The following is a 24,630-nucleotide window of genomic DNA, read 5'->3' as shown; positions in this document are numbered from 1 at the left end:
AGAAATGCCGAAACTGACTGGAACCATCTCTCCTCGAAAAGCAGAACAAAACCGAAAAACAAGCCTAGCCCTGCAACTACAACGTAGCCCGATCGCCACATTTACTTGAACCCGTTGTACGAGCAAGAGTCGGAACCACATACCAGCGTACACCCCAAACTTGTACCGACGGCGTATGACGCTGTTGCGGCAGTGAGAACCCCCCCCAACCCCGCCCGAGTTACAGAACCACAGAATGACGGCTTAATCCTAATCTCGGGAACAGGATGCCGAGGATTCCTACGACGGTCCCACTGCGACATCTCGCTTGCAGCCATCGCGAGACCCAAAGGAAAGAACACTTCGTCCGTTTGAGTCGTATCTATACAGAACCACCAACACTCACTGAACTCCGTTTCTTTGCACTGGTTTTCAGGCTTTTTTCTTGGGAAGTCAGGATGCGGAATGCAGCTCTCATCATCTGCGTTTCCCATACCATTGGGTAGAAGACCGGAAGCCCCACCGCAGAACGGACTCCCATCCAAGCCCTTCTTGTCGATGAAATTCAAGGCTCTAGCCGTCACGTACGAGTATGTGGACACCCCACCCTCCAACCCAATCGGATCCGACTGCACATACCTCCCTGTAGCAGGCTCATAATCCCGAAAGTAGTTGTAATGCCACCTCGTAACCGAGTCAAAATACTGCCCCGGATACCGCAAATTGAACTCCAGAGAAACCCCATCCCCATCCACATCCGCTTCCGCCGGATGCTGACCAAACGCACTGCCCTCCAGCGTCCAGCGCCACACCACCGCGTTGCCCGCTGCCGGGCGGGTGATCGCACGCGGGCTGCCGAGGTGGTCGGCGTGGATGTGCAGCCATTCGCCGGCATAGGGGGCTCCGCGGTGCAGAGTGCCCTGGCGTAAGGCCACCGGCTGGCCGTCCAGCCAGACGATCAGCTGGCGGATGCCCAAGCTTCCGCCCTGGTTCTCGCCCTCGAACAGCAGCTGGCCGCCCTCGTCGTAGCCGAAGTGGCGCGGCTCAAACTCCATACGGCGGTACTCGCGTTCGCCGCGGCCGTTGTAGAGGTTGACCTGCAGCGCCTCGAAGAACGCGCTCGGCAATGACTCATACCGATTGAACCCCGAGTACTGCACCTGCAAACCACCGATCGCGGTGGTATTGCCGGCCTCGCTATAGCTGCGCGGCTCACCGGCGACGGACTGCAGTCGGTGGCTGTCTGCCGGATAGTCGTAGGCCATGCTCACGCCGCGCCCGCCACCGCCCTGGGTATGACTCAGACGGTTGCCGGTGGCGTCGTAGCCAAAGCTCTCCAGCGGGCTGGTGGCTTTGGGTTCGCTCAAGCCGGTCAGGCGATAGAGGTCGTCGTAGGCGAACTCAAAGTCGGCGCTGCCGGCGCTCAAGCCGACCACATTGCCCACCGCATCCAGCGTGTAGTCATAGCTGAAGCCCGGGCTGCTCAGCGTGTCGATACGGTAGTCGGCATCGAGCGCGCGCTGCCATACCGCACCACTGGCGTACTGCAGGCGCGTCACCGGGCCGAAGGGCGCGTGCTGCACCTGGGTGATCAGCGGCTGCGGCTGGCTCGTGCCGGCGGGCTGCACGTCCACGGCATTGACGCGGCCGGCGATGTCGCGGCGATAGAGCACGCGATCGCCGTTCGGGTAGGTCAGCGACGCCAGCTGGTCGGCCTTGGTGTAGCTGTAGGCCAGGCTCCAGCTCAGTTCGAGGTCCGGCGCCATGTCTTTGACCGGGCTGCGGTGCTTGGCGATGACATTGCCGCGGCGGTCGTAGCAGTAGGTCAGCAGGCCCAGGCGGTCTTCGATCTGGCTCAGACGGCCCACGGCGCTGCTGCTGGCGCAGAGCTTCTCGGCGCCCGCACCGTCGTAGCGGTAGACGATGACTTCGTCGTCCTGGCTGTTGCTCTGCCGGGTCAGGCGATTGAGCGCGTCGTACTGCATGGTCACGGTGACACCGCGCCCGTCGGTCTGCGTGAGGCGGTTGCCGGCTTCGTCCACCGTGTAGCTGGTGATGCCGGTGTCCGGGCTGCTCAGCTGGGTGAGGTCGCCCAAGCCGCTATAGCTGTAGTCGGTGTGCAGGCCCTTGGGGTCGATGACCTTGGTGAGGCGGTCCTGCGCGTCGTAGCGGTAGCCGGTGCTGACGTTCAGGCCGCCGACGTCCTGCAGGCTCTGCTGCAGGCGGTTCAGCGGGTCGAAGGTTTGCTCGCTGCGCACGTTCAGCGGGTCGGTGCTGGCGGTGCTGTTGCCGTTGGCGTCGTACTCCGACACGTAGGCGCGCAACGGGGCATCGCGCTGTTCGCGCAGCTGGCCGAGCTGGTTGTAGACGCGCGAGAGCTGGCGCTTGACGGCGCCCTGCGGGTCGAAGGTGGTCTCGGACGTGCGGTTGCCGGCGGGGTCCAGGGTGTAGTCGATGCGATTGCCCAAGGCATCGGTGACCGAGATCAGGCGGTGGGCGTCGTCATAGCCGTAGTCGAGATGGCTGCCATCCGCCTGGGTGATGCGATCGACCAGGCCCGTCGGGTAGTAGTCGAAGGTGGTGGTGGCATCAGCGGCGGCGGTGGCGCCCTTGATCGTGCGGCTCAGCAGCCAGCCGCGCGGGTGGTAGCTGAGCTCGGTGACAACGCCATTGGCGTCGATCGAGCGCGTCACCCGGCCGGCGCGGTCGTAGCGCGCGCGGGTGGTGACGTGGCCAAGCGCATTGGTGACGGTGTGCAGGTCGCCTCTGCGATGACAGGGCCCCGTGGCCTGCGAGCAGCCGGATTCATCGGTGGCGGCGTGGTAGGCGTAGGTGGTGACATCGGCCACGTCGACGCGCGGGCCGTCGACCGACTTCAGCGCGCCGATGATCGGGCAGGTGGAGCCCGGTGCGCTGGCGTCGGCGGCTTCGCAGTAGGTGTAGCGGGTTTGGCGCACGCCAAAGGGCGCATTGGCGGCACTGCCGCACTGGGTGTAGGCCACGGCCGCAGGCACGGCAAGATCGACCTCGCAGCGCGCGGTGGTCTGGCCGCGGCTGTTGTAGGCGAAGCGGATCTGCCGACCCGGCTCGGTGCGGGTCAGCATGCGGTTGAGGGTGTTGTCCCAGGTGCTGCTGTAGCTGCGGGTGAGCGCCGTGGTGGCGCCGTTGGCCGTCAGCGCCTCGGTGCGGCCGGTTTCGCGGAAGGCGTCGTGGGTGTAGTTGGTGCGTGTGCCGCGCGCATCCACGCTGTGGTTGCGGCGGAAGGTGGTGGGGTTGACGTCGTGCGTGGTGGTGCCAGTGACGCTGCCGTCGGTGGTTTCCTCAACGCTGCTCAGCAGCTTGCGGAAGCGGCCGGTGCTGAAGGTGTAGAGCCGGCTGCCGCCCTCGGGCTGGGTCACGCGCACCTGGCTGGCGCTGAGGTAGTTCAGGCTGACGCGCTTGGCATTGCCGGCGTGCTGGCTCTGGGTGACGCGGCCGCGGCTGTCGTAGGTGTAGTCGGCGGTGCGGACGCCGTTTTCGTCGGTGATTCCGGTCAGATGGTTGGGGAAGCGCAGCGCCGACTGCGCGGCGTCGCAGCCCGCCTCGGGTGCGCCGTTGTGCAGGCGGCAGTGGTGGGTGGGTTCGGCGTAGTGGTACTCACGGCTCGCCGTGCCGGTGCTGGCGGGATACTCGACGGACTGCAGCCGCGCCTGTGCGTCCCAGCCGTAGCGCACGCGCTCGCCGGATTCGTCGGTAATCGAGCGCAAGCGCACCGCGGACTGGCTCAGCCCGCCCCTCGGGGGCAGTTCCACGCCGACGTAGTCAAAGCTGAGCAGGCGGCCGCGGGTGTCCTCCACGGCCAAGAGCAGGTCGAGTTCCGGACAACGGCCCGCCGTGACATCGGCGGAGCTGCAGTAGGACAGCGTCAGTGCGCGCTCATCGCTGCCGTGACGCACCAGACGGCCCTGGGAATCAAATGCGAGTTCGGAGCCATCGGCCTTGCGCAGCAGCCAGCGGACACCGCCCACATTGGACTGCAAGGTGGTGCCCGGCGAGTTCTCGGCGAAATAAGCGTTATCGGCGCTGCGCCAGACGAGGCGGTCGTAGTGTCCGCGGTCGTCGATCCATAGCACTGGACCCGTGCCCGACGACGGCGGGTGCAAACGGTGGGCGAGCGAATGCGACCAATTACTACCCATCGCGGCGGCAAGTGGCAGCTCTCCTAGTGAATTGTAGAACCTGGAAAATCCGAACCCTGACCAATCGAACTCGGCAGCGCTGTATTCCTTGGCGCCCGTGGCGGGAATACATGGATTTCCGTCACCGCACTGCCGATACTGGCGACCCTCAATAATTACCTGACCCGACGCCTCGACAACGCAGATGTTTGGCCATGACGTATCGGCTGAAGCCGGCCAGTGTGGGGGCTTAACGTAACTGGGGTGCACAGCCAAGAAAAACGGATCAGTGCACACGTGATGCGTGGTCATCGAAAGCAGCAACCCATCGGGCGCATAATGAGGCGCTAGCATTCTTCGGTGATTGGGCGGCGACACTCTCCAATCGATGTCCGCCCTGTTTCCCCAGTTGCGCCACACCATCGGGGGATACGCAGCCCATTGCCCCGTAAGGGGACCAGCGCAATTCGACGGATTGGGAACTTCCCGCCGAGCACAGTCCGCCACTGCTACAGCTGCCAGCTCGGCTTCAGAGTGGCAAGCTCGCCCGATTTGTACATCACAGTGACCACGACTCGAACGAATGGAGACACCATCGGGTTCGATCTTCCTTGGAGAAACCCAATAGTCCGTGATGATTCGACCGTCCGGCACGGTATACGTTTTCCCGGGCTCGAGAAGTGCTCGACCAACCGGCTGCGGCGGCTCTTCTCGAATGAAATCAACCGCCTGCCCCATGGTGGGGAAGCACATGTAGCTCGTCGGCGGAATACCAGAAGAACGAACACCGCAATACGCCAAACCGGCTTGCGACTTATCGACCCGAACAACAGAGGCCGAGCCGACAGCAGGAACAGCAAGAGTGAGAGCCGATAATACAAACCCAACGGAAACAACGGACGAAAGGCTATTTGCGAAACAGGACTTTCTCACAAATTTCTCCAGACACGAATGAATTCTTTTGGCCGAAGCGATCAACACCCTATAGCCCAGAAGATCTCGATCCTTTTCGCGCCATACAGAAGACCGGCTACCGAGACCGAGAGACACAGAGACATCTGCTGGGAGTGAAAACGTCGCGTTCAGACAAGGCAATTCCCCTCAGAATGACACCCATGGTGTGCATTCATCATTCCTTGTGAGGTGGTGCCCCTCCCAGCGACTACCCACACCCCGGTCGCTTCCCCGCCCTTTGCGCCTGCTGGTACACCTCCCGTAAACCGGGGGCGGAATCGCTCAAAGCCCGGATCCGACCCTCGGGATCCGGATGCGTCGACAGAAACCGCGGTGGCCGGCCTTCGCTGCCGGTGGCGGTCTGCATGCCCTGCCAGAGTTCGACCGCGGCCTGCGGGTCGAAGCCGGCCTGGGCCATCAGGCGCTGGCCGTACACGTCGGCTTCGGTTTCGTGCTTGCGCGAGAACGGCAGCAGCACGCCGACCTGGGCGCCGGCGCCGAGTGCGGCCATCATCAGGTTCACCTGTTCGGGCGAGGCCTTGCGGCCGGCGTAGGCGCCGGCCAGCGCAAGGCCGGTCTCCGCCAGCTGCTGCTGGCTGATGCGCTCGCCGGCGTGGCGGAAGACGACGTGCGCGACCTCGTGGGCCAGCACGGCCGCGAGCTTGTCGGGCGTGTCGGCAATCCGCAGCAGGCCGGTGTTGACGCCGACCTTGCCGCCCGGCAGGGCAAAGGCGTTGGGCTCGGCGATGGCGAAGGCCTGGGCTTCCCAGTCGAGGCGCTGCCATTCGGGCGGCAGCTCGCGCACCAGCGCATCGACGATGCACTGCGCATACGCGCTGCGCGCCGGCACGGTGCTGGTCTTGTCCTTGGCCTTCATCTGTTCGAAGGCGGTGATGCCCATCTGGTTCACCTGGGCATCGGACACCATCATCACCTGGCTGCGGCCGTCGGGTGTGGTGGCGCAGGCGCCGAGCAACAGGCACAGGGCAGCCGCGGCAAGGGGTCGCAAGGACATGGCTCTTCTCCGGATGGCGCCGGCGGCCGGCGGTGGATGCGATCGGGCCTGAACTGTAGCGGCTTGGGCAAAGCGGTCCAAGCGCCCTGCCCGGGTGCCCCTCAAGCCGCGAGCGGTCTGCGGTGGGCCTAGCCAGCCATGGCTGGCGCGAGAATCGAAGGCCCGGCGACTCCCCCGCGGAAGCGGCCGCGGCTGGCGCGCGCGCGTCTGGCGCATCAAGACCTGCGCCCGGGCCTCCGGTGCGCCTGCGGCGGCGGATGGCCCTGCTGCGAGCTGCCGCGGCCGCGGCGGAAGCCATCGGAAATCCACCCGCGGGCGGCGGCCAAGCGCAGCGGCCCGGACTGCTAGACTGCGCGGCTACCCGAATCCAGCCCTGCCCCCATGTCCGACGCCGCTCCCGCCGACACCGCCGACAGCCGCCCCGTCCGCAACGACTTCATCCGCCAGATCGTCCGCGAGGACCTGGCCTCGGGTAAGCATGCGGCGATCCAGACGCGCTTTCCGCCCGAGCCCAACGGCTACCTGCACATCGGCCACGCCAAGTCGATCTGCCTGAACTTCGGCATCGGCGAGGAGTTCGGCGGGCGCTGCAATCTGCGCTTCGACGACACCAATCCGGCCAAGGAAGACCCCGAGTACGTCGCCGCCATCCAGGACGACGTGCGCTGGCTCGGCTTCGAGTGGAGCGAACTGCGCCACGCCTCGGACTACTTCGAGGTGTTCTATCTCGCCGCCGAGAAGCTGATCCGCGACGGTCTGGCCTACGTCTGCGATCTGAACGCCGACGAGGTTCGCGCCTACCGCGGCACCCTGACCGAGCCCGGTCGCGAATCGCCCTACCGCGGCCGTAGCGTGGAAGAGAATCTCGACCTGTTCCGCCGCATGCGCGCCGGCGAATTCCCCGACGGCGCGCGCACCCTGCGCGCGAAAATCGACATGGCCAGCGGCAACATCAACCTGCGCGATCCGGCGATCTACCGCATCAAGCACGTGCCGCACCAGAACACCGGCGACGCCTGGTGCATCTATCCGATGTACGACTACGCGCACTGCCTGTCGGACGCCATCGAGGGCATCACCCACTCGCTGTGCACGCTGGAGTTCGAGGACCACCGCCCGCTCTACGACTGGTGCGTCGACAAGGTCGACCTCGCCGGCAATCCAGACCTGCTGGAGCCGCTGCGCGCCCGCGGCTGGCACGACCGCGCCGCCAAGCCGCGGCAGATCGAGTTCTCGCGGCTCAACATCAACTACACGGTGATGAGCAAGCGCAAGCTGATGGCGCTGGTGCAGGAAGGCCTGGTCAGCGGCTGGGACGACCCGCGCATGCCGACCCTGCAGGGCATCCGCCGCCGCGGCTACACGCCGGGCGCGCTGCGGCTGTTCGCCGAGCGCATCGGCATCAGCAAGCAGAACTCGCTGATCGACTTCTCGGTGCTGGAAGGTTGTGTGCGCGAGGACCTCGACGCGGCGGCAGCGCGTCGCCTCGCCGTGCTCGATCCCATCAAACTGGTCATCACCAATCTCGATGCCGGCCACGAGGAATCGCTGGAGTTCTCGAACCACCCGAAGAACCCCGACTTCGGCACGCGCCGCGTGCCGTTCTCGCGCGAGCTGTGGATCGAGCGCGAGGACTTCGCCGAAGTGCCGCCCAAGGGCTTCCATCGTTTGCGACCTGGCGGAGAGGTGCGTCTTCGAGGTGTTGGCATCGTGACGTGTCTTCATCACATGACCGACGCGCAAGGCGTCACTACCATTCACTGCCACCTCGATCCTGAGTCCCGCCCCGGCATGCCCGGCGCCGACCGCAAGGTCAAGGGCACGATCCACTGGGTCAGCGCGCGCCACGCCATCGCCGCCGAGGTGCGCCTGTACGACCGCCTGTTCAAGGTCGCCGACCCCGATGACGACAGCCACGGCGGCTCCTACAAGGATCATCTGAACCCCGACTCGATCCGTACCGTGCAGGCCTGGATCGAGCCGAGCGCCGCTGAAGTCGCGCCGGAAACCCATCTGCAGTTCGAGCGCACCGGCTTCTTCGTCGCCGACCGCCGCGATCACAGCGCCGCCAGGCCGGTGTTCAACCGCGCGGTGACCCTGCGCGACACCTGGGCGGCGGGTTGATGCGAGCGCGCGCGCTCCGATCTGGGCTGTTGCTGCTGGCGGCCCTGGCGCTGTCGGGCTGCCTGCCCATTCCGGAGCCGCCGCCCGAAGCCACCGCGCAGTCCAAAGTGTCTGCCGAGGTGGAGACGTGGGAGGTGACGTTCATCGATCCGCCGCCGCCCCCGCCGCGGCGACAGGAGCCGGCGAAACCGCCCTTCCAGTTCGAAGACGGCCGCGGCCCCAGCGGCACCTGCGGCACCGGCAGCGATGCCGGCTGTTCCGCACCTGTTGCTGAGGGCGGCGACCTCGCTGACAAGGCGATGCCCGCCGAGCCCGACCGCCGCTGCAGCACCGACGCCGATTGCGTGGTCAAGAACGTCGGCAACTGCTGCGGCTACTACCCCGCCTGCGTCAACGCGCAGGCGCCAACCTTCCCCGAGCAAGTGAAGGCCGCCTGCGAGGCGCAGGGGCTTTCCAGCATCTGCGGGTTCCAAGACATCACCGCCTGCGCCTGCATCGAAGGTCGATGCGAGGCGGCACCGGGCGGTGGCGAGCTGAAGTAAGCCCTCCCATGCTGTACGCCCAAGTCCACCTCACCCTGCCCGCCTGGGTGCACGCGCTCGCGCCCGCCGGCAGCGTCTACGCCAGCGATGAAGACAAGATGCGGCTGGCGGTCGAGCTGTCGCGCCGCAACGTCGATGCGCGCAGCGGCGGCCCCTTCGGCGCGGCCGTCTTCGATGCGCAGCATCGTCTTGTCGCCGTCGGCGTCAATCGCGTCGAGCCGCACACCTGCTCGGTCGCGCACGCCGAGATGATGGCCTACATGACCGCGCAGCAGCGCCTGCAGCGCTTCCGCCTCAACGAGGACGCGCCCGGCGTGACGCTCGCGACCTCATCGCAGCCCTGCTGCATGTGCTACGGCGCCACCTTCTGGGCTGGCATCGACACGCTGTTGATTGGCGCCCGAGCGGAAGACGTCATGACACTCACCCAGTTCGACGAAGGCCCGCTGCCCAGCGACTGGAAGGGTGAACTCGAGAAGCGCGGCATCACGGTGCGCCGCGACCTGCTGCGCGAGGACGCCTGCGCGGTGCTCAAGCACTACACCGACAGCGCCGGGCGCATGTACTGATGAAATCCTTCGGCGACGCCGGCCTCTACCTGCCCTGCCGCGCCGGCTTCGAGCCCGAGTGCGCGGCCGAGATCAGTGAGCGTGCGGCCAGCTTCGGCGTGGCCGGCTATGCCAAGACCGAGCGCGACTCGGGCTATGTGCGCTTCCTTGGGCTCGACGCCGAATCGCAGTCGCAGCTCTGCCGCGCCCTGCCCTGGCACGCGCTGATCTTCGCCCGCCAGCGTCTGTCGGTGTTCGCCGAGCTGCAGAACCTCGACCCCAAGGACCGGCTGAGCCCGGTGCTGGAAGCGATGGCCGGCAGCGGCCAGGTGTTCGGTCAGCTCAGCATGGAGCACCCCGATGCCGATGTCGGCCGCGATCTGGCGGGCCTGGCGCGCAGCTTTGGCAACGCCCTGCGCGCCGGCCTGCGCAAGCCGGGACACCTGAGCGCCAAGGACGATCCGCGCAAGCCGACCCTGCACGTGGTGCTGCTGTCGGGCACGCACCTGCTGCTGGCCGCGGGTGACGCCGAGGACACACCGCCGATGCGCGGCCAGGGCGAACGCGCGGCACCGTGGACCGGGGGCATCCCGCGGCTCAAGCTCGCCCACGATGCGCCCAGCCGCTCGGCGCTGAAGCTGGAAGAGGCCCTGCTCACCCTGCTCAGCCCCGACGAGCGCACGCGCTGGATGAAGGCCGGCCAGCAGGCGGTCGATCTCGGCGCCGCGCCCGGCGGCTGGAGCTGGGTGCTGGCGCGGGCGGGCCTGTCGGTCACTGCCATCGACAACGGCCCGCTGGCCGAGAGCGCGATGGGCACCGGCCTGATCAAGCACCTGCGCTCGGACGGCTTCCGCTGGCGGCCGCCGCATCCGATCGACTGGCTGGTCTGCGACATGGTCGAGCAGCCCAAGCGCGTCGCCGCGCTGATGGGCGACTGGCTGGTCGAAGGCGACGCCCGCCGCGCCATCTTCAACCTGAAGCTGCCGATGAAGAAGCGCTGGCAGGAAGTGCGCGAGCAGATGGACGCACTCGATGCGCGTCTCAAGCAGGCCGGCCTGAACCTCGAACTGCGCGCACGCCAGCTCTACCACGACCGCGAAGAGATCACGGTCGCCGCGGTTCCCGGTTGAGGGCGCGCCGGGCGTTCGCGCGCAGCCGCCGGCGCGAGCGCGGACACGAGTGGTCTCGACGGCCCCGCCCGCCAGCACCAATCTGCGGGCACCACGCGATGCAGCAGCGCCGAGGCGGTCCGTCCGCGGGTCCAGCGCGAGCGGCCGCCGTTGATGCGGGCCCGCGCACCGAACGCGCAGGCCCGCCCTTGCGCGTCTCAGAGCGTGCGCGCGGCTGCGCGTTTCAGGCTGCGGATGGCGGCCACGGTTTCGGTGGTGCGCTCGACAAGGTCGCTGGTCAGCACGCGCTCGGCCTCGTCCTGCCGCCCTTGGCGGATGTGGGTCGCAATCTCGCCGGCGCAGCTGTGGAAGCGCGCGTGCTGCAGGCGCAGGGATTCCAGCTCGGGCAGCTGTCCGTAGCGAGCGCGCCCGTCGGAATAGATCCACTTGCCCAACGGACAGGCGTTGTCGACGCAGGCTGTGGCCGGATCGATGGGGTCGCCGTGGCCGTTGAGGTCGCTCATCAGCCGCTTCTTCCAGCTCCGGTGGCCGCGGATCATCGCCTCGAAGTCGAGGCCGAGCGCATCATCGGCGACCATGCGCCGATCGAGGCGGAAGCGGGTCATGACCGTGCTGAGTTCGTTGGCCTGGTCGTCGAGGCCATGCGCCGCAGCCGATACCTCTTCGACCAGCGCAGCGTTCTGCTGGGTCATCTGATCCAGCTCGTTCAGGCTCAGATTGACCTGGTCGATGCCCTGGATCTGTTCGGCGGTGGCGCTGCTGATCTCAGCCACGAGGGTCGCCACCTGGCCTGCGGCATGGACGATGCCCTCGATGGTGCGGCGGGTGCCTTCGACCTGCTCGGCACCGTGGTTGACCGCATCGACCGATTCGCGGATCAGGGTCGAGATTTCCTTGGCCGCGGCGGCGGAGCGCTGTGCCAGGGCACGCACCTCGCCCGCCACCACCGCGAAACCGCGGCCCTGTTCACCGGCGCGCGCGGCCTCGACCGCAGCATTGAGCGCAAGGATATTGGTCTGGAAGGCGATGCCGTCGATCACGCTGATGATGTCCGAGACCTTGCGCGAAGCGGCCTCGATCTCGGCCATGGTGCGCACGAGACCAACGACGCTGTCGCCGCCGCTGCGCGCGACCTCGGCGGCCTCGCGGGCCATACGGTTGGCCTGCTGCGCGTTTTCGGCGGTCTGCCGCACCGTGGACGTGAGCTCCTCCATCGCGGCAGCGGTTTCCTCCAGATTGGCCGCCGCCTGCTCGGTACGGGTGGAGAGATCACTGTTGCCCGAAGCGATCTCGGCCGCCGCGGTGTTCATCGCCGCCACCGCCTGGCGGATGTTGCCGACCATTTCACTCAAGCGCTCGACGCTGGTGTTGGTGTCACGCTTGAGCTGGCCGAACAGGCCCTTCAATTCGGCATCGACGCGCTCGCTCAGATCACCATCGGCGAGCCCCGCCAGCACAGCCTGCACCGTTTCGATCGAGGTCGAGACCACCTCGACGAGGCCGTTGATGGTGCGCGCCACCTCGACGAAGCGATCGTCGTAGCCGGCCTCGTCCATGCGCACGCCAAGATCGCCGGCCTGCGCCGCCTGCACCACGCGCCGCAGCTCGGTGTTGAAGTTGGCGGCGGCCGTGCGGTCCTGCCATTCCAGCGCGGTGCCGACGCGCGTTCCGTCCTCGCTGAAGATCGGGTTGGCGCTGAGCGCGAAGTGCGCCTTGCCGACCGAGATGCGCGAGACATGGCGCTGGACGAGGCCGCCGATCAGCTGGCGGTTGTGGGCAGGGTCACGGTGGAAGATGTCGAAATTCGAGCCCAGCACCCTGGCCGGATCGAAGTCGGGCAGGCGCTTGCGCAGTTCATCGCGGGCCTCGCTGAGCACCTTCAGTACCGAGGGATTGACGTAGACGATGCGGCCCTCGGCATCGGCGATCATCACGCCGATGCTGGCCGAGTCGAGCGCCATGCGCACGCGCAGGTTCTCGGCGGCGAGCGCGCGCTCGCTGTCGATGCGCGTCTTCAGTTCAGCCTGCATGCGCGAAAGCGCCTGCACCAGCTCGCCCAACTCATCCATGGGAATCGGGCGGATCACGTTGTCCAGCCTGCCTTCGGCGATCCGCCCGGCCAGCTGGGCGGTGAACTCGGCGGTGCCAACGATCTGGCCGATGCGTCGCCACAACAGCGCGCCCAGCACCAGGATCAAACCGACGGCCACGCCAGCGCTGACGTACAGACTGCGCTGCGAGGCTTCCATCTGCGCCTGCGAGAGGGCCGCGAGCTGGGCCAGCGCGGCTTCCTTGCCCTGGTCACCCGCGGCGATGGCTTGACTGAAGGTCTGGGCCCAGCCTTCAGCCTGGACCTCGGCGCCGCCACGCCAGCCTCCCTGGAAGAGCGTTTCCGCCGCTGTCCAGGTTTCGCCTATGCGCGCGCGCAAGCCCCTGAGCGCTTCGCCGGTCGTGGGATTCAATCCCTCCGCCTTGGCCAACTCGCGCAGCAAGGTCTCGTACGACTGCCTGGCCCGCCCCATCGCCAGATCGACCCCATACGACGATGGCGGCAGCAGCGCGCCCTGCGCGAGGGCGGTCTGTGCATCCTGTAGCCAGAGGGCACCCGCCACCTGCGCGCGTGCCAGACCCTCACGGTACTCCGGCAGGTGGGTCAGCACGGCGAGCATCAGGTGATAGCTCTCCGGGTACGGCGTGTACGAGTACGCGGACTCATCGCGCAGGGTATCGAGCAGCGCGAGGGCCCCATCGACACCGCGACTGCCACGCGCGAACGCCTCGCCCGCGCTGTCGCCCGCACTCGGCCTCGTCTCCGCGCGCTGGCGCTGCAAAGCAAGGGCGGCCTCGGTGCTGGCATTGAAATCCGGGCGCTCGGTCAGGCCGCGAACCAGCTCCTCCAGCTGGGCATCGACCGCTCGCGAGACTTCAGGCAGCGCCGCCGCATCACCGGCCGCAGCGCGCCCGCGCTCGTCCTGCAGCGCGGCCACCAGACGCAAGCCCTGGTCCAGTGGCGCGATGCCCGACAACTCGTAGCGGGAAACCTCAATGTCGTCTCCGACCGATTCCAGCAGCACGGAGACGGGCAACAGCACCGCGATGACGGCCAGCAGACCCAGCAAACCCAGTTTGAAGCGCAGCGAATTCCAGCGAAGTGCCAGTGGCATGTATCCCTCGACGTGCGATTTCGGCCGACGCCCCTGCACCGGCCCTGGCACCGGGATGCATAACCCATGCCGATACCCACCCGGCCATCGCGGCCGAGACCCGCTCGCGTGCCAAGTGGCAAACGCTTCGCTGCACGGAGATGTGACGTTTTCCTGACAGGCTTCCTGGCCGTGCGCGACGGACAGACTCGGCGATTCGCCGGGGGTGGCGTCGACGGACGGACGCCAGTCCCGCCTCAGCAGCCCTGCTCGCGCAGGGTCTGCCGCACCTGCTGGTGGATCGCCTGCACCGCCTGCGAGGGCGCGGCGGTGAGCAGGCTGACCACGTAGACCAGCACGGTCGAGACGATCACGCCGGGCACCATCTCGTAGAGGGCGCTGCCGGTCTGTTTCCACAGCACCACGGTGAGCGCGCCGCCGAGCATGCCGGCCAGCGCGCCGGCGAAGTTCATGCGCTGCCAGTACAGCGAGATCAGCACGACCGGGCCGAAAGCCGCGCCGAAGCCAGCCCAGGCGTAAGCGACGAGACCGAGCACGCGACTGGCCGGATCACGCGCGATCCACAGCGCCAGCAGCGCGACGATCAACACGGTGAGGCGACCCACCCAGACCAGTTCGCGCTGGCCGGCGTGCGGCCGCAGCAGGCCGCGGTAGAAGTCCTCGGTCAGCGCGCTGGAGCAGACCAGCAGCTGGGCCGAGAGCGTGCTCATGATCGCGGCGAGGATGGCCGAGAGCAGCACGCCGGCGATCCACGGGTTGAACAGCCGCTCGGCCAGCACGATGAACACCCGCTCGGGGTTGGCGTTGACCGCCGCCGCCTGCTCGGGATGCGCGGCGAACCAGGCGATGCCGAACCCGCCGGTGGCCATCGCGCCGAACAGGCACAGCACCATCCACACCATGCCGATGCGGCGCGCGCGCGGAATGGTGGCGAGGCTGTCAGCCGCCATGAAGCGCGACAGAATGTGTGGCTGGCCGAAGTAGCCGAGGCCCCAGGCGAGGGTCGAGACCACGGCGACGAGGCCGCCGGCACCGATCCATTCGAGGCGCTTGGGGTCGAGCTGTTCGATCAGGGCCAGCGAGTCGCCGATCCCGCCGCTGCTGACGATCACCACGCTTGGCACCAGCAGCAGGGCGAAGATCATCAGGGTCGCCTGCACGGTATCGGTCCAGCTCACCGCGAGGAAGCCGCCGACGAGGGTGTAGGCGATGGTGACGGCCGCGCCCCACCACAGCGCCTGCGCGTACGGCAGGCCGAACATGCTCTCGAACAGGCGCGCGCCGGCGACCACACCGGAGGCGCAGTAGATGGCGAAGAACACCAGGATCACCAGCGCCGACAACACGCGCAGCACGCGCCGCGAATCCTCGAAGCGGTGGGTGAAGTAGTCCGGCAGGGTCAGCGCATTGCGCGTGCGCTCGGTGTAGACGCGCAGCGGCCCGGCCACGTACTTCCAGTTGCACCAGGCGCCGACGATCAGGCCGATCGCGATCCAGGCCTCGGACACGCCGGTGAGGTAGAGCGCGCCCGGCAGGCCCATCATCAGCCAGCCGCTCATGTCCGATGCGCCCGCCGCCAGTGCGGTGACATAGCTGCCCAGCGAGCGCCCGCCGAGGATGTAGTCGTCCAGGCTGTGCGTGCGGCGATAGGCCCACAGCCCGATGCCGACCATCAGCAGCAGGTAGGCGGCAAAGGTGACGAGCAGCGGCGTGCTTGCGGTCATGCGTGTTCCCCCACGGTGATGGCGGCAGCCTACGCGCCGGACGCGCGCCGCGAACCTGCAGGAAGGCCCGGCTGCGCACATGCAAAGGGCGCCACGCGGGCGCCCTTTGCGGATTGACGCGATGCGCGACTTACTTCACGCCGTGCATCAGGCGGTTGATCAGAGGCGCGGCGAGGAAGAACAGCACAGCGATGCCGATGCCGATCAGGAACAGCTGGTTGAAGGTGGCGCCGTACTGCAGCAGCGAGCTGGCGGCCTCTTCGCCGCCGGTGCCACCCGAGGCGATCGCGGCGATGCGGCCGGCCACGTAGTTGGCCATCGCAATCGACAGGAACCAGCCGCCCATGGCGAGGCCGGTCTCCTTCGGCAGGGCCAGCTTGGTCACCATGGCCAGGCCGATCGGCGACACACAGAGCTCGCCCATGGTGTGGATGAGGTAGGTCAAGGTCAGCCAGATCCAGCTGATCTTGCCGTCCTCACCGACGAAGTTCTGGATGGCGAACACCAGCACGTAGAAACCGATCGCCGCACCGGCCAGGCCGTAGGCGAACTTGCGCGGGATGGACGGATTCCAGTCGGCGCGGTCGAGCTTGACCCACATCGCGGCGAAGAAGGGCGCGAGCAGGATGATGAAAATCGGGTTGACGGACTGGAAGATCTCGAAGGTCGGCGTCCAGCCGAAGATCGATACGTCCGGCATGCGAACGAAATCCTGGGCCAGGAAGTTCAGCGAGGAGCCGGCCTGCTCGAACAGGGCCCAGAACAGGATGTTGGCCGCGAACAGGATCAGCATGGCGATGTAGCGGTGCAGCTGCTGCTTGCTGCCGCTGCGCACGCCGCTGATCACGAAGTAGGCCGACAGCCCCAGCATCAGCGCGATCAGCAGGCCGCCCAGGATCTCGCTCTGGCTCAGCAGGAAGTAGACCGGCACCACCAGCACGATGGCCGCCAGCAGCACCTGCACGACCGGCTTCGCACCCTCTTTGCCGGCCGGTGCGGTGCCGACATGGCCCAGCCACGACTTCAGCAGCTGGAACATCATCAGGCCGAGGATCATGCCGGTGCCGGCGGCGAAGAAGCCCCAGCGGTAGCCGAACTTCTGGCCGATCAGCGAGGCGCAGACGATCGGCGCCACCAGCGCGCCGGCATTGATGCCCATGTAGAAGATGGTGAAGCCCGAATCGCAGCGCGCATCGCCCGGCGCGTAGAGCTTGCCGACCATGGTCGAGATGTTCGGCTTGAACAGGCCGTTGCCGACCACGATCACGGCGAGACCGAGCACGAAGGTGGTGAGGTCGGGCGCCATCAGCATGTAGCTGCCAACGGCCATCATCGCGCCGCCCAGCATGATCGAACGCTGGTAGCCAAGGATGCGGTCGGCGACGAAGCCGCCCAGGATGCCGGTCATGTAGACGAGCGCGGTGAAGCCGCCGTAGGTCAGGCTGGCCTGCGCGCGCGCGCCGTCACCCAGGTGCGCGAAGAAGGCGGCCGCGACATGCACCGCCAGCATGGCGCGCATGCCGTAGTACATGAAGCGTTCCCAGAATTCGGTGCCGAACAGGTTCCAGAGGGCATTCGGGTGCCCTAGGAACTCGCCCGGCGGCGGCGGCACGAAACCATTCGCCTTGTCAGACGCAGCGCTCATCCATGTTCTCCCTGTAGTGAGACTTCGCGACGCGGCGGCCACCCCCGGAACCGCTGGCAGACTCCGCCAGCCGAACCCGTCGCGCCCCCGCGCGCCGTATGCATGGGCCGGTCTACGCCGGCACCAAAGCCGGCGCATGGTGAGCGCCGCATGCAGTCGCCGTCAAACCTTGACAGCGGGGTGCCTCAGTCGGGCTTCTGCAGCCAGCGCGCGTCCTCGAAGCTGGCCACCCATTGCGGTCGGTAGGCCACCATCAGGGCCAGCGCACCGCCGGTGAGGAAGGCCTCGCCGAACACCATCAGCGGCGCCGAGACGACATACCCCATCGCCGCATCGCGCGCCGCGCCTTCCACCAGCGCCGCTGTGACCGCAGCCTTGAACAACTGCCCGAGCAGCACGGCCGCACCCGCGCCGAAGAAGGCGATCAGGAAGACGTAGACGAAGGGGTTGCCGGCGAAGCGCCGCTCGACCTGCGCGCGCACGAAGTGCAGGCACAGCACCGGGATCAGCCCGCAGGCGAGGAAGTCCGGGCCGAGGCCCAGCCACACCCCGGCAGGCGTCAGCGCCGCGGCCAGCGAGGCCAATCCCATCACCCACAGGGCAAACGCGGTGCCGAACATCAGGCAGACGATGCCAGCGCCGAGGAAGTGCAGGTGCAGGCCGGGGATGCGGTCGAACACCGCGAAGCGCAGCACGCAGACCGCGAGGATCGCGGCGAACAGCACGTGCTGGGCCTCGCTGTCGCCGCGCAGCTTGAACCAGGGCAGCTGGCGCGCGGCCAGCGCCAGCGCCAGAAACGACAGCCCCCACGCCGCGACGTGGAAGAACGTCGGCAGCGTGGGGGCGGTCATGCGCTGGATTAGGGATGAAGGCCGCGCTTACTGCGCGGAGCCCGCGGCCGCCGGAGCCACGTACTCGTAGGTCGAGCCGATGCCCAGCGGGATGTCGAGCGCCCAGAAGCCGAGCAGGAAGCAGGTCCACACCACCAGCAGGCTGATCGAGTACGGCAGCATCAGCGCGACGAGCGTGCCGATGCCCGAGGACTTCACGTATTTCTGGCAGAACACCACGATCAACGGGAAGTAGGGCAAGAGCGGCGTGATGATGTTGGTCGAGCTGTCGCCGACGCGATAGGCCGCCTGGGTGAGGTCGGGCGATACGCCCAGCTCCATCAGCATCGGCACCATGATCGAGCCGATCAGCGCCCACTTGGCCGAGGCCGAGCCGACCAGCAGGTTGACCGAGGCGGTGAGGAAGATGATGCCGACCAGGGTCATGGCCAGCGGCAGGCCCATCGCCTTGAGCGCATTGGCGCCCTTCACCGCCAGCAGCACGCCGATGTTCGACTGGCCGAAGGCGTAGATGAACTGCGCGCAGAAGAAGGCCATGACGATGTAGTAGCCCATGCCGCTCATGGCCTTGCTCATGCCGGCGATGATGTCGCGATGGGTCTTCACCGTGCCCGCCACGTAGCCGTAGACCATGCCGGGAATCAGGAAGAACACGAAGATCAGGGCGACGATCGACTGCATCAGCGGGGCGGCGCCCACCAGCAGCGGATGGCTGCCCTCCGGCACCTGGTCGGCCGGTGCCGCCCACGGCGTGCCCTCGATGAACAGGGTCACCGCGAGCAGGCCGATCGCAATGGCCATCGCCAGCAGCGCGGCGCCAAGGCCACGGTTCTCTTCCGGACGCAGCGCATCCATGGTCGGCATCTGGCTGGTGTCGCCATCGACCTTGGTGGCCTGCAGGCGCGGCTCGATCACCTTGTCGGTGAGGAACCAGCCGAGCAGCACGATCAGGAAGGTCGAGGCCGTGGTGAAGATGTAGTTGTTGAGCGGATTGATCTCGACAGTCGGATCGGTGATGCGCGCCGCGACCTGGGTGATGCCGGCGAGCAGCGGATCGAGGCTCGAAGGCACGAAGAAGGTCGCCGAGAAGCCACCCGACACGCCGGCGAAGGCGGCCGCGATACCGGCCAGCGGATGACGGCCGGCGGCGTAGAAGATCACCGCGCCCAGCGGGATCACCAGCACGTAGCCCGCATCCACCGCGATATGGCTGAGCACGCCGACCGCGATCAGCACCGGCGTCAGCAGCATGCGCGGGGTGAAGCCGAGGATCTTGCGCAGGCCGGCATTGATGAAGCCGGTGTGCTCGGCCACGCCCAGGCCCAGCATCGCCACCAGCACCACGCCCAGCGGATGGAAGGTGACGAAGGTGTTGACCATGGTCGCCATGAAGCTGGTCAGGGCGCTGCCGTCGAGCAGGCTCTTGACCACGATCGGCTGACCGCTGCGCGGATCGACCTCGCTGAAGCTCACGCCCGACAGCAACCAGCTCACCACCCACACCACGAACATCAGCAGCAGGAACAGCACCGCCGGATCAGGCAGCTTGTTGCCGACGCGTTCGACGACGTCGAGCGCGCGTGCAAGCGCCCCGCGCGGGGCTTGAAGTCCAGTGGTTGGGGTCATTCGGATCTCCTCGGGTCAATCAAATGGAAGCGTTCGGATCAACGCCCCAGCACGGTGCGTACATCCAGCAGTTCAGGGAAGAAGGTCAGCTCCAGGGCCTGTTTCAGGAAGCCCACGCCCGAGCTGCCGCCGGTGCCGCGACGGTAGCCGATGATGCGTTCCACCGTCTTCATGTGGCGGAAGCGCCAGAGCTGGAAGCTCTCCTCGACATCGACCAGCTGCTCGCACAGGGCATAGGCTGCCCAGTGCGTGTCGGTGTCCTCGTAGATGCGTTTGAACACCGGGATGAGGCCCGGCTCGCGGGTATGCGTCTCGCGGAAGTCGCGCTCCACGCAGGAGGACGGCACCGCGTGACCGCAGCGCGCCAGATGGCGCAGGAACTCGTCGTAGAGGCTGGGTGCGGCGAGCGCTTCGGAAAGCTCGGCGCGAATCGCCGGCGCGTGCTCGAACACGTCGAGCATCTCGGCGTTCTTGTTGCCGAGCATGAACTCGATCAGACGGTACTGGTGCGACTGGAAGCCCGAGGAGGGGCCCAGGTCGTCGCGGAAGCCCAGGTACTCCGAAGGGGTGAGCGTCTCCAGCACCGACCACTGCTCGAACAGCTGGCGCTGCACCTGTTTGACCCGCGCCAGGATCTTCTGCACCGGGCCCAGTTCGTCACGCTGCAGATGGGCAATGGCGAGACGCAGCTCGTGGATGATCAGCTTCATCCACAGCTCGGACACCTGGTGCTGGATGATGAACAGCAGCTCGTCGTGGTTGCCGGCCTGCGACACCGGCTGCTGCGCCGACAGCAGGGTATCGAGCTGCAGGTAGCCGCCGTAGCTGAGGCGATCCTTCAGGTCGCGGGTGATCCCCGCCTCCAGCGCGCGCTGGTTCGTGTCGGTGCTCAAGTCGGGCCTCCCCGGCCGCGGCTGCGCCTGCCGTGGCGCACCAAGGGGCGCAACCATACCTCAGGGCGCGCCCCTGCCGCAGACGAAGGTTCTTGCGCAAAGCTGGCGGAATCGCGCGTCAGGCTTGCGTGAAGCGACCGTTCCGCAGCGTTTTGCGGCAGTGCACCTTGCCCGCGGCGCAGCAAAATCGTTTCCTGTGCAACTTCTTTCGCCCCTGCATGGACGCCGCACGCGCATGAGCACCGTCGCGCAGTTTTCCATCGAACACCTGCAGTTCCTCGACCCCGAGGGACGCGAGGTGGCCCCGCTTCCGGACTTTGTCGGCGACGGCCGGCCGGTGCTGGAGCTGTTCAAGCAGATGCTGCGCGTGCGCAGCTTCGACACCAAGGCCGTGGCCCTGCAGCGCACCGGCAAGCTCGGCACCTATGCCAGCTGCCTCGGCCACGAGGCCGCGCATGTCGGCATCGGCGCGGCCATGCGGCACGAGGACGTGTTCGCGCCCTCGTATCGCGAGTACGGCGCGCAGTTCATGCGCGGCGTGCGCCCGCGCGACGTGCTGATGTACTGGGGCGGCGACGAGCGCGGCAATGATTTCGCCGGGCCGAAGCACGACTACCCCTGGTGCGTGCCGATCGGCACCCAGTGCCTGCATGCGGCCGGTGCGGCGCTGGCCTTCAAGCTGCGCGGCGAAGCGCGCGTGGCGGTGGCCTGCGTGGGCGACGGCGGCAGCTCGAAGTCCGACACCTATGCCGCGATCAACTCGGCAGGTGCCTACGGCTTGCCCTTCGTGCTGTGCATCGTCAACAACCAGTGGGCGATCTCGGTGCCGCGCTCGGCGCAGACCGGCGCCCAGACCTTGGCCCAGAAAGGCCTGGCCGGCGGCCTCTACAGCCTGCAGGTCGACGGCAACGACGTCATCGCCGTCTTCGAGGCCATGCGCCGCGCGCTGGAACGCGCCCGCAGCGGCGAAGGCGGAACGGTGCTGGAACTGGTCACCTACCGCCTGTCCGACCACACCACCGCCGACGACGCGCGCCGCTACCGCGGCGAGGAAGAAGTGAAGGCCGGCTGGGCGCGCGAGCCCTTCCTGCGGCTGCGCAGCTGGCTCACATCGAAGGGCCTGTGGGACGACGCGCAGGAGGCCGAGTGGAAGCGCGCCTGCGACGCCGAGGTCGACGTCGAGGTCAACGCCTACCTCGAAACCCGCAGCCAGCCGGTGGAAGCCATGTTCGACTACCTCTACGCCGAGCTGCCCGCCGATCTCGCCGCCCAGCGCGCAGACGCCCTGCAGTGGGAGGGCCGTGGCCGATGAGCAGCCAAGCGATCACCCTGATCGAAGCGATCACCCAGGCCCTGGCCTACGAGATCCAGCACGACCCGAGCGTGCTGGTGCTGGGCGAGGACGTCGGCGTCAACGGCGGCGTGTTCCGCGCCACCGCCGGCCTGCAGCAGCGCTTCGGCGCCGACAAGGTGCTGGACACGCCGCTGGATGAGACCACCATCGCCGGCCTGACCGTCGGCTTGGCCACGCAGGGCATGAAGCCGGTCGCCGAGGTGCAGTTCGACGGCTTCGTCTACCCCATGCTCGACCACCTGATCTGCCACGCCGCGCGCTTCCGCAATCGCACCCGCGGTCGCCTGCACTGCCCGATGGTGCTGCGCGTGCCCTGGGGCGGCGGCATCCGCGCGCCCGAGCACCACAGCGAAGCCAACGAGTCGATGTTCACCAACGTACCGGGCCTGCGCGTGGTGATGCCGAGCAGCCCGCAGCGGGCCTACGGTCTGCTGCTGGCGGCGATCCGCGACCCCGATCCGGTGATCTACCTGGAGCCCAAGCGCATCTATCGCCAGTACAAGGAGGAGGTGCCCGACGACGGCGAAGCCCTGCCGCTCGACGTGTGCTTCGTGCTGCGCGACGGCTCGGACATCACCCTGGTGAGCTGGGGCGCCCAGGTCAAGGAGACGCTGGAAGCCGCCGAGGCGCTGGCGCGCGAGGGCATCAGCGCCGAGGTGATCGACGTCGCCACGCTTAAACCCCTGGACTTCGACACCATCGCCGAATCGGTGGCCAAGACGGGCCGCTGTGTGATCGTGCACGAGGCCGCGAAAACCGCCGGCTTCGGCGCCGAGATCGCGGCGCGCCTGGCCGAGCAGTCGATGTTCGACTTGAAGGCGCCGGTCGAGCGCGTCACCGGCTACGACACCCACATTCCATTGTTCAGGCTGGAAATGAAGTTCCTGCCGAGCGTGGAGAAGATCCTGGCGGCCGCGCGCAGGGCGATGCAGTACGGCTGATCGGCGCAGCACGGCGTATCGGTGCAGCCCGGTGAATTGCTGCATTCATGCGCCACCGGCTTTGCGCTGTGCGGAAACGGCGCAACTGCGGGCGCCGCCACCGCAACGCTCGCCACAACTGAGCCCCTCTCCCCTCGTGGGAGAGGGGTTGGGGAGAGGGGGGACAACACTCGCCGCAAGCTTCCCCCTCTCCCCCGACCCCTCCCCCACGAGGGGGGAGGGGAGAAAAGCAGCCCCCTAGGCGCCGCGCTGACGACACAGCGCCGCCCGATTTCCACCCCACGACGCGCCGCGCGCGCTGGAGTCCGCAATGAGTTCGAACAAATCCTTCCACCTGCCCGATTTGGGCGAAGGCCTGCCTGACGCCACCATCGTCGAGTGGTTCGTCAAGGTCGGCGATGTCATCAAGCTCGATGAGCCGCTGGTGTCGATGGAAACCGCCAAGGCGGTGGTCGAGGTGCCGGCGCCCTGCTCCGGCACCGTGCTGAAGCTGGCCGGCGGCCCGGGCGACGTCATCAACACCGGCGCGGTGCTGGCCGAGTTCCAGATCGATCCCAGCCTGCCGCAGCGCGCCGATGCGCAGGACACCGGGCACGGGCATCACCACGCGCCCGCTTCGCAATCGGCTCCTTCTGCCGAAGCGAGCGCATCGCCCGCCAACGCCAGCGCATCAGCGCGTTCGACCTCCGGCAATGCCACGCCCGTCGCAACCGAAACGAGCTCCACCGCGCCCGCCAAGACCGAGCGCGCCGACGCCGGCACCGTGGTCGGCGCCATGCAGGTCAGCGACCAGGTGCGCAGCGAGGCCGCCGTCAGCGTCGGCGGCGTGCGCGCCATGCCCGCCGTGCGCGCGCTGGCCAAGAAGCTCGGCGTCGACTTGAGCCGCGTGCGCGCCACCGGGCCCGAAGGCGTGGTCTCGATGGACGACGTCAAGCGCGCCGCGGCCGAGGGCAGTGCGCCGGCGTCGGCGCGGACGAACCCCCAGACCGTCTCACCCTCCCCGCGCTCGCCCGAGGGTCCCGGCCCTGTCCAGCCGTCGGCCAGCGCGCACGCAGCACCGCCCCAAGCCCAGATCATCCGCACGCCCGTGTCCGCTTCCGGCAAACCCATGGCGACGCGGCCGCCGTCTGCAGTGGCCGCCACCGGCCAGCCCGAGCAGCTGAAGGGCGTCCGCCGCAACATGGCGCGGGTGATGGCCGCGGCCCACGCGCAGGTGGTGCCGACCACGCTGACCGACGACGCCGACATCCACGCCTGGACGCCCGGCAACGACATCACCGTGCGCCTGATCCGCGCCATCGTCCGCGCCTGCAAGACCGTTCCGGCGCTGAACGCCTGGTTCGACGGTGAGAACCTCACCCGCACCCTGCATCCGCATGTGGACATCGGCATCGCGGTCGACACCGACGACGGCCTGTTCGTGCCGGCCCTGCGCAACGCCGACGTGCTGGACGCCGCCGGCATCCGCCAGTCGGTGGACCGCCTGCGTGCGCAGGTCATGGATCGCAGCATCCCCTCCTCCGAGCTGTCCGGCTACACGATCTCGCTGAGCAACTTCGGCATGTTTGCCGGCAAGTACGCGACGCCGGTGATCGTGCCGCCCTGCGTTGCCATCCTGGCCGCCGGCCGCGGCCGGCATCAGGTCGTCCCCGTGATGGGCGGCATCGAAACGCACAGGATCATTCCGCTGAGCCTGACCTTCGACCACCGTGCGGCGACGGGCGGCGAAGCCGCACGCTTCCTGCGCGCGGTGCTGGACGATCTGGCGCTGCCGGGCTGAGTCCGGCAGCAGGATTCGGGATTCGGGATTCGGGCAGAGCGTCTCCGCCTCTACTCGCGGTGCAAGCGGATGCTTCCTCCCTCTCAAGTTGTGTCCAAAGTCCTGCAGACCTCGTACCGGCCCTTGAATCGGATCGCGAGCATGCTCGCGCCCACCGCAAACGTCCGCCCAGAACCGCAGCTCAGAGCGATGCCCGCAGCGCC

15 protein-coding genes are annotated in these 24,630 nt (G+C 67.6%); 7 read left to right on the top strand and 8 right to left on the bottom strand.

Going from position 1 to position 24,630, the window contains the following annotated elements; translation table 11 throughout:
* Positions 1-101: 101 nt before the first annotated feature.
* Positions 102-4,448 carry an RHS repeat-associated core domain-containing protein gene (locus BLP83_RS05220; protein ID WP_281187103.1) on the bottom strand — a complete coding sequence of 1,449 codons (4,347 nt, stop codon included), beginning with the start codon at positions 4,446-4,448 and terminating at the stop codon, positions 102-104.
* Positions 4,449-5,298: 850 nt separating this feature from the next.
* Positions 5,299-6,105 (bottom strand): M48 family metallopeptidase, encoded by an 807-nt coding sequence (locus BLP83_RS05215; protein WP_091239735.1) that lies wholly within the window; start codon positions 6,103-6,105, stop codon positions 5,299-5,301.
* A 381-nt stretch (positions 6,106-6,486) separates the two neighbouring features.
* Here BLP83_RS05215 and BLP83_RS05210 point away from each other — a divergent pair, with 381 nt between their 5' ends.
* Genes BLP83_RS05210 through rlmM form a run of 4 tightly spaced genes read left to right on the top strand, consistent with a single transcriptional unit; the run spans position 6,487 to position 10,449 of the window.
* Positions 6,487-8,229 (top strand): glutamine--tRNA ligase/YqeY domain fusion protein, encoded by a 1,743-nt coding sequence (locus BLP83_RS05210; protein ID WP_091239733.1) that lies wholly within the window; start codon positions 6,487-6,489, stop codon positions 8,227-8,229.
* A gap of 29 nt (positions 8,230-8,258) precedes the next feature.
* Entirely contained in the window at positions 8,259-8,771 is a 513-nt protein-coding gene (locus BLP83_RS05205) for a hypothetical protein (protein WP_091239731.1), read from the top strand.
* A gap of 8 nt (positions 8,772-8,779) precedes the next feature.
* Positions 8,780-9,340, top strand: coding sequence for a nucleoside deaminase (locus BLP83_RS05200; RefSeq protein ID WP_091239728.1), 561 nt, complete (start codon positions 8,780-8,782; stop codon positions 9,338-9,340).
* On the top strand, positions 9,340-10,449 hold the full coding sequence (gene rlmM, locus BLP83_RS05195; RefSeq protein ID WP_091239727.1) for a 23S rRNA (cytidine(2498)-2'-O)-methyltransferase RlmM: 1,110 nt from the start codon (positions 9,340-9,342) through the stop codon (positions 10,447-10,449). Before BLP83_RS05200 ends, rlmM begins: the two co-directional genes overlap by 1 nt.
* Positions 10,450-10,646: 197 nt before the next feature.
* Here the strand turns inward: rlmM and BLP83_RS05190 are convergent, their stop codons facing one another.
* The 6 genes from BLP83_RS05190 to BLP83_RS05165 all read right to left on the bottom strand — a co-directional run bounded on the left by BLP83_RS05190 (position 10,647) and on the right by BLP83_RS05165 (position 20,352).
* Positions 10,647-13,613, bottom strand: coding sequence for a methyl-accepting chemotaxis protein (locus tag BLP83_RS05190; RefSeq protein ID WP_091239724.1), 2,967 nt, complete (start codon positions 13,611-13,613; stop codon positions 10,647-10,649).
* A gap of 236 nt (positions 13,614-13,849) precedes the next feature.
* Positions 13,850-15,337: a sodium/proline symporter PutP gene (gene putP, locus BLP83_RS05185; RefSeq protein WP_091239722.1), complete on the bottom strand. Its 1,488-nt coding sequence runs from the start codon at positions 15,335-15,337 to the stop codon at positions 13,850-13,852.
* Positions 15,338-15,467: 130 nt separating this feature from the next.
* Positions 15,468-16,982, bottom strand: a complete 1,515-nt coding sequence (locus tag BLP83_RS05180; protein WP_091239720.1) for a peptide MFS transporter — start codon at positions 16,980-16,982, stop codon at positions 15,468-15,470.
* 185 nt (positions 16,983-17,167) lie between these two features.
* Positions 17,168-17,833, bottom strand: a complete 666-nt coding sequence (locus BLP83_RS05175) for an energy-coupling factor ABC transporter permease (RefSeq protein ID WP_091239717.1) — start codon at positions 17,831-17,833, stop codon at positions 17,168-17,170.
* Positions 17,834-17,860: 27 nt separating this feature from the next.
* A complete protein-coding gene (locus BLP83_RS05170; protein ID WP_091239714.1) occupies positions 17,861-19,459 on the bottom strand; it encodes an AbgT family transporter in 1,599 nt (532 codons plus the stop codon).
* Between the two features lie 38 nt (positions 19,460-19,497).
* The gene (locus tag BLP83_RS05165) at positions 19,498-20,352 is read right to left on the bottom strand and encodes a tryptophan 2,3-dioxygenase (protein WP_091239712.1); all 855 of its coding nucleotides are present in this window, start codon (positions 20,350-20,352) and stop codon (positions 19,498-19,500) included.
* Positions 20,353-20,587: 235 nt separating this feature from the next.
* On the opposite strand from BLP83_RS05165, the gene pdhA reads away from it, so the two are divergent.
* The 3 genes from pdhA (at position 20,588) to BLP83_RS05150 (ending at position 24,427) form a co-directional block, all read left to right on the top strand.
* On the top strand, positions 20,588-21,664 hold the full coding sequence (gene pdhA, locus BLP83_RS05160; RefSeq protein ID WP_091239709.1) for a pyruvate dehydrogenase (acetyl-transferring) E1 component subunit alpha: 1,077 nt from the start codon (positions 20,588-20,590) through the stop codon (positions 21,662-21,664).
* The gene (locus tag BLP83_RS05155; RefSeq protein ID WP_091239706.1) at positions 21,661-22,647 is read left to right on the top strand and encodes an alpha-ketoacid dehydrogenase subunit beta; all 987 of its coding nucleotides are present in this window, start codon (positions 21,661-21,663) and stop codon (positions 22,645-22,647) included. Before pdhA ends, BLP83_RS05155 begins: the two co-directional genes overlap by 4 nt.
* Positions 22,648-22,957: 310 nt before the next feature.
* The gene (locus tag BLP83_RS05150; protein ID WP_091239704.1) at positions 22,958-24,427 is read left to right on the top strand and encodes a dihydrolipoamide acetyltransferase family protein; all 1,470 of its coding nucleotides are present in this window, start codon (positions 22,958-22,960) and stop codon (positions 24,425-24,427) included.
* The last annotated feature ends 203 nt before the right edge of the window (positions 24,428-24,630 follow it).

Source organism: Aquimonas voraii, assembly GCF_900101825.1.
In the GTDB taxonomy this organism is placed as follows: domain Bacteria; phylum Pseudomonadota; class Gammaproteobacteria; order Xanthomonadales; family Xanthomonadaceae; genus Aquimonas; species Aquimonas voraii.
The sequence above is the reverse complement of the archived record's forward strand: the minus strand, read 5'-3'. Positions and strand labels throughout refer to the sequence as shown.

Coding starts and splice junctions, on each gene's coding strand:
- BLP83_RS05210 (WP_091239733.1), top strand. CDS start 6,487: ATGTCCGACGCCGCTCCCGCCGACACCGCCGACAGCCGCCCCGTCCGC.
- BLP83_RS05155 (WP_091239706.1), top strand. CDS start 21,661: ATGAGCAGCCAAGCGATCACCCTGATCGAAGCGATCACCCAGGCCCTG.
- BLP83_RS05175 (WP_091239717.1), bottom strand. CDS start 17,833: ATGACCGCCCCCACGCTGCCGACGTTCTTCCACGTCGCGGCGTGGGGG.
- pdhA (WP_091239709.1), top strand. CDS start 20,588: ATGAGCACCGTCGCGCAGTTTTCCATCGAACACCTGCAGTTCCTCGAC.
- putP (WP_091239722.1), bottom strand. CDS start 15,337: ATGACCGCAAGCACGCCGCTGCTCGTCACCTTTGCCGCCTACCTGCTG.
- BLP83_RS05190 (WP_091239724.1), bottom strand. CDS start 13,613: ATGCCACTGGCACTTCGCTGGAATTCGCTGCGCTTCAAACTGGGTTTG.
- rlmM (WP_091239727.1), top strand. CDS start 9,340: ATGAAATCCTTCGGCGACGCCGGCCTCTACCTGCCCTGCCGCGCCGGC.
- BLP83_RS05150 (WP_091239704.1), top strand. CDS start 22,958: ATGAGTTCGAACAAATCCTTCCACCTGCCCGATTTGGGCGAAGGCCTG.
- BLP83_RS05215 (WP_091239735.1), bottom strand. CDS start 6,105: ATGTCCTTGCGACCCCTTGCCGCGGCTGCCCTGTGCCTGTTGCTCGGC.
- BLP83_RS05170 (WP_091239714.1), bottom strand. CDS start 19,459: ATGACCCCAACCACTGGACTTCAAGCCCCGCGCGGGGCGCTTGCACGC.
- BLP83_RS05200 (WP_091239728.1), top strand. CDS start 8,780: ATGCTGTACGCCCAAGTCCACCTCACCCTGCCCGCCTGGGTGCACGCG.
- BLP83_RS05220 (WP_281187103.1), bottom strand. CDS start 4,448: ATGACCACGCATCACGTGTGCACTGATCCGTTTTTCTTGGCTGTGCAC.
- BLP83_RS05180 (WP_091239720.1), bottom strand. CDS start 16,982: ATGAGCGCTGCGTCTGACAAGGCGAATGGTTTCGTGCCGCCGCCGCCG.